Annotated in this window: 2 protein-coding genes and 2 pseudogenes; 2 read left to right on the forward strand and 2 right to left on the reverse strand. The window is 70.0% G+C overall.

The window, feature by feature from the left end; all coding sequences use genetic code 11:
• Positions 1-404: pseudogene (locus tag IP86_RS10465) on the reverse strand (ATP-dependent DNA ligase); the annotation flags it as partial.
• Complete coding sequence (locus tag IP86_RS10470; protein ID WP_054162469.1) at positions 401-1,447, reverse strand: ligase-associated DNA damage response exonuclease; 1,047 nt, start codon at positions 1,445-1,447, stop codon at positions 401-403. The pseudogene IP86_RS10465 and the gene IP86_RS10470, both read right to left, overlap by 4 nt.
• A 58-nt stretch (positions 1,448-1,505) precedes the next feature.
• Between IP86_RS10470 and IP86_RS10475 the strand changes: the two genes are divergently transcribed.
• Positions 1,506-2,426 (forward strand): class I SAM-dependent DNA methyltransferase, encoded by a 921-nt coding sequence (locus tag IP86_RS10475; RefSeq protein ID WP_054162470.1) that lies wholly within the window; start codon positions 1,506-1,508, stop codon positions 2,424-2,426.
• Between the two features lie 397 nt (positions 2,427-2,823).
• Positions 2,824-4,513, forward strand: a pseudogene (locus tag IP86_RS10480) (hypothetical protein); the annotation flags it as partial.

Genomic DNA, 4,513 nt, shown 5'->3' on the forward strand with positions numbered 1-4,513 from the left:
CGCCCCAAGGATGGCGTCCCGTTGGCGACCCCCACCCCCGACCCCTCCCCGCAAGGGGGAGGGGAGGAGGCCGCGTTTCGGGGAGGGGAGGAGGCCGTGCCTGGGGCAGGGGAGGTCGAGAGCGCTCGAGTGGGCGAGGGCCACATCAACGCGACCGTCTCCGACAAATCGCCCACATAGTCGTACGACATCTCGAACAGCACCGGATCGGTGCGTTCGGCGATTAGCGCGCGGATCAGGGCCGGCTTGGCGTGGCGGAATGATAGCGCGCCGGTGAGCGCGGCGAGGGCGTAGCCGCGGTCGGGGTCTTCGACTTCGCGGAAGTAAGCGACCAGCAGCCTCACCTTGGCGTTGCGGCCCGGCTCGTAGGCCAGGCGATCGAGCAGTTCGGCGAACCGGTTCATGCCTCGGCGGCCTCGCTGTCGGCCGCCGGCATGCCGACGTCTTCGTCCTCGTCGCCATAGCCGACCAGATCGAGCGGCCGCGCGGCCAAGCCTTTGCTCTGGCACCAATGCACCAGCGCGTCTTCCTGGCCGTGCGTCACCCAGACTTCGCCGGCGCCGGTCGCCGCGATCGTCGCGGTGAGGCCGTCCCAATCGGCATGATCGGAAATCACCAGCGGCAGCTCGACGCCGCGCTGCCGGGCGCGCGCACGCACCCGCATCCAGCCCGATGCGAAGGCGGTCAGCGGATCGGGGAAGCGCCGCGTCCACAGATCCGAGGTTGCGGAGGGGGGTGCCAGCGTGATGGTGCCGGCGAGTTCGGCCTTCTTGACGCCTTTCACCGGGCGCAACTCGCCGAGCGGCACGCCTTTCTCCGCGTAGTAATGCGTGATCTTCTCCATCGCGCTGTGCAGATAGATCGGCGCGTCATAACCGGCCTCGCGGATCAGCGCGATCACCCGCTGCGCCTTGCCGAGCGAGTAGGCGCCGACCAGATGCGCGCGCTCCGGAAACAACGCGACCGAGTTCAGCAGCTTGCGGACTTCGCCGGCGGCGTCGGGATGGCGAAACACCGGAATGCCGAACGTCGCCTCGGTGATGAACACGTCACACGGCACGATCTCGAACGGCGTGCAGGTCGGGTCGGGCGCGTCCTTGTAGTCGCCGGAGGCGACGATGCGGATGCCGCCGGCTTCGACAGCGACCTGCGCCGAGCCGAGCACATGACCGGCGGGGTGGAATGTAATGGTGGTGTCGCCGAGCCGCAGCGTCTCGCCATAGCCGATCGCCTGCGTACTGCCGGCAAAATTCTCGCCGTAGCGCAGCCGCATCATGTCGAGAGTTTCCTGCGTCGCCAGCACAGCGCCATGGCCGGGGCGGGCGTGGTCGGAATGGCCGTGGGTGATCACGGCGCGCTCCACCGGCCGCACCGGATCGATATGGAAGCCGCCCGGCTTGCAGCACAGCCCGGAGGCGATCGGCATCAGGATGTCGTGGGGACGCATGTTCGCTATATAGGCCAGCCTGCAGTCCAAACGAGTCGCACCCCGGCCGGTTCCGTCGATGCCCCTGTTCCTGTCGTCCGGAGACGTGCTGGCGGATCGGCGGTTCGATTTCGCCCGCGAGCTGCTGGCGCGCGGCGAGGCGGCTGCGGCGGCGGAGCTGTTGTTGCAGGCAGTCGAGTTGGCGCCGCACTTTGCATCGGCATGGTTTGCGCTCGGCGAGATCCGGGCCGATCGGCTCGATGACCGGGCGGGCGCGATCGATGCGTGGCGCCGCGCCCGCGCCGCCGATCCGGCCGACCGCCACGGCGCCGGGCTGCGGCTGATGCGGCTCGGCGCGCTCGAACTCGGCGCGATGACGCCGGCCTATGTAACCAGCCTGTTCGATCAGTACGCGCCGCGCTTCGAGGCGGCGCTGCTCGGCGAGCTCGGCTATCGCGGCCCCGAATTGCTGCGCGACGCGGTTCTCGATGTATGCGGCGCCGGTCGTCCGCCGCGCTTCGGCCAGGTGATCGATCTCGGCTGCGGCACCGGGCTGGTCGGCCGGTTGTTTCGGCCGCTGGCCGCCGCGCTGGTCGGCATCGATCTGTCGGCGCAGATGCTGGCGCAGGCACGGCGGTGCGGGGCCTATGCGCGGCTGGTCCGGGCCGATCTGGTCGAAGGACTGGCGGCTGAATCACCGGCCGGCGCCGACCTGGTCCTCGCCGCCGACGTGCTGATCTACATCCGTGACGCCGCGCCGCTGCTGTGCGAAGCGGCGCGGGTGCTGAAGCCGGGCGGCCTGCTGGCCGTCACCGCCGAGACCCACGCCGGCGACGGCGTCGCGCTGACCGAGGGGCTGCGCTTCGCCCAGTCCGAAGCCTATCTGCGCGACGAACTGCAACGCGCCGGCCTCGAGGTCGCGCTGCTCCAGCACGCCTCCGCCCGCACCGAGCACCAAGCACCGCTCCCCGGGTTGGTGGTGGTCGCAACCAGACCCTGAGCGGCCAAACTCGATCGCTTAGGCCTGAGCGCCGTCGCCATGAAGCTCACCCCATGCCCGACGCGCCCCCTCGCCCGCGCGCGGGAGAGGTCTGGGGTGAGGGGCTCCGAGCCGTGAGCCAACGATCCGTCGATAGCCGTGCCCTGACCCGCCGCGCTGCGCGGCATCGACCTTTCCGCCGAGCGGGCGGGGTTACTCGTGCCCGGCGCGAGGCGATTATGCAGCGCCGGGCAACTTTCACGCGACCCCGGCCGGCATCCTTAACTCGGTATTTACCCTAACGGGAAAAAGTCGATGCGAGAGGCAGCCCTCCCGCATTGAATTCGGGTGTCGTTCGCGTGGGACACGACGGGGAGGTTGCGGGCGCCGCAGTTGGCAGTTCGGAAGCGACCAGAGCATGAATCGCGTATCGTGGAGCGTCGAGGGAATCGAACCGTCCGTGCGCGAACGGGCGGAGGCCGCCGCCAAGCGCGCCGGCATGTCGCTCGCCGACTGGATCAACGGTCAGCTCGGCGACAGCGCTCCGCAGCCCCAATATCAGTCCCAGCCTCAGCCGCAGGTCCGTGCGCCCGCCGCGCCGGCGCGTAGCCCGATCGCCGACAAGAATGCGTCCGAGGTCGCCGAGATTCATCAGCGGTTGGATTCGATCGCCCGTCAGATCGACCAGATTTCGCGCCCGCCGACCCGCGGCGAGCCGGTGGCGCGGCAGTTGAACGATGCGATTTCCCGGCTGGATGCGCGTCTGGCCCGGATCACCGAGCCGAAGGCCGCGCCTGCGCCTGCGCCGCAGCCGGCCCCGCCGCAGACCCCGACCGAGCGGGTCGAGCGTGCCGCCGCCCAAGTCTATCACAGCTCGCCGCCGCTCGATCCCAACGCGCTGGATCTGGCGATCGCCGAAATCGCCGCGCGCCAGAGCGAGCTCGACGCGCCGGTGAACCGCGTCCCGCCGCGCCAGGCCCCGCCGATCGCGCCCGCGATGACGCCGCCGTCCGCGCCCGGCCCGGATTTCTCCAGCCTCGAGCAGCAGCTGCTGAGGATCACCAGCCAGATCGACGCGCTGCAGCGCCCGGATCAGATCGAGCAGTCGATCGCGGCGTTCCGCGCCGAGCTGGCCGAGATCCGCCACACCATCACCGAGGCGATGCCGCGCAAGGCGATCGAGCAGCTCGAGAGCGAGATCAAATCGCTGGCGCGCCGGCTCGACGACACCCGCGCGGTCGGCACCGACGCCGGCACGATCGCCGGCATCGAGCGCGCGCTCGCCGAGATCCACTCGGCGCTGCGGTCGCTGACCCCGGCCGAGCAGCTCGCCGGCTTCGATGAGGCGATCCGCAATCTCGGCGGCAAGATCGACATGATCGTCCGCAACAGCGACGATCCGAGCACGATGCAGCAGCTCGAAAACGCCATCGGGGCGCTGCGCGGCATCGTCTCCAACGTCGCCTCCAACGAGGCGCTGGAGCAGCTCAGCGCCAACGTCCAGACGCTGGCCGACAAGGTCGATCAGCTGTCGCGCGTCGACAGCAACAGCGATTCCTTCGCGGCGCTGGAAAACCGCATCACCGCGCTGACCGCGGCGCTGGAAAGCCGCGAGCGGCCTGCGCCGGGCGGCTCCACCGAACAGCTCGAAGGCGCGCTGCGAGCGCTGTCGGAGCGGCTCGACCACCTGCCGATCGGCAACGACAGCCCGTCGGCCTTCGCGCATCTCGAACAGCGCGTCAGCTATCTGCTGGAGCGGATGGAGCAGGCCGCGAGCCAGCGCGGCAGCGGCAATCTCGAGCGCGTCGAGGAAGGGCTGCAGGATATTCTGCGGCTGCTCGAGCGCCAGCAGGAAAGCTTCAGCCGCATTGCCGATCGCAGCAATACGGCGCCGGCGTTCGACAGCGGCGTGGTCGAGACCATCAAGCGCGAGATCTCCGACATCCGCTTCAGCCAGTCGGAGACCGACCGGCACACCCAGGATTCGCTGGAAGCGGTTCACAACACGCTCGGCCACGTCGTCGACCGGCTGGCGATGATCGAGACCGACCTGCGCGGCGCGCGGTCGGCGCCGCAGCCGGCCCCGCCGGCGCCTGCGGCGCGCGAGC

This window comes from Rhodopseudomonas sp. AAP120 (assembly GCF_001295845.1).
Taxonomy (GTDB): domain Bacteria; phylum Pseudomonadota; class Alphaproteobacteria; order Rhizobiales; family Xanthobacteraceae; genus Rhodopseudomonas.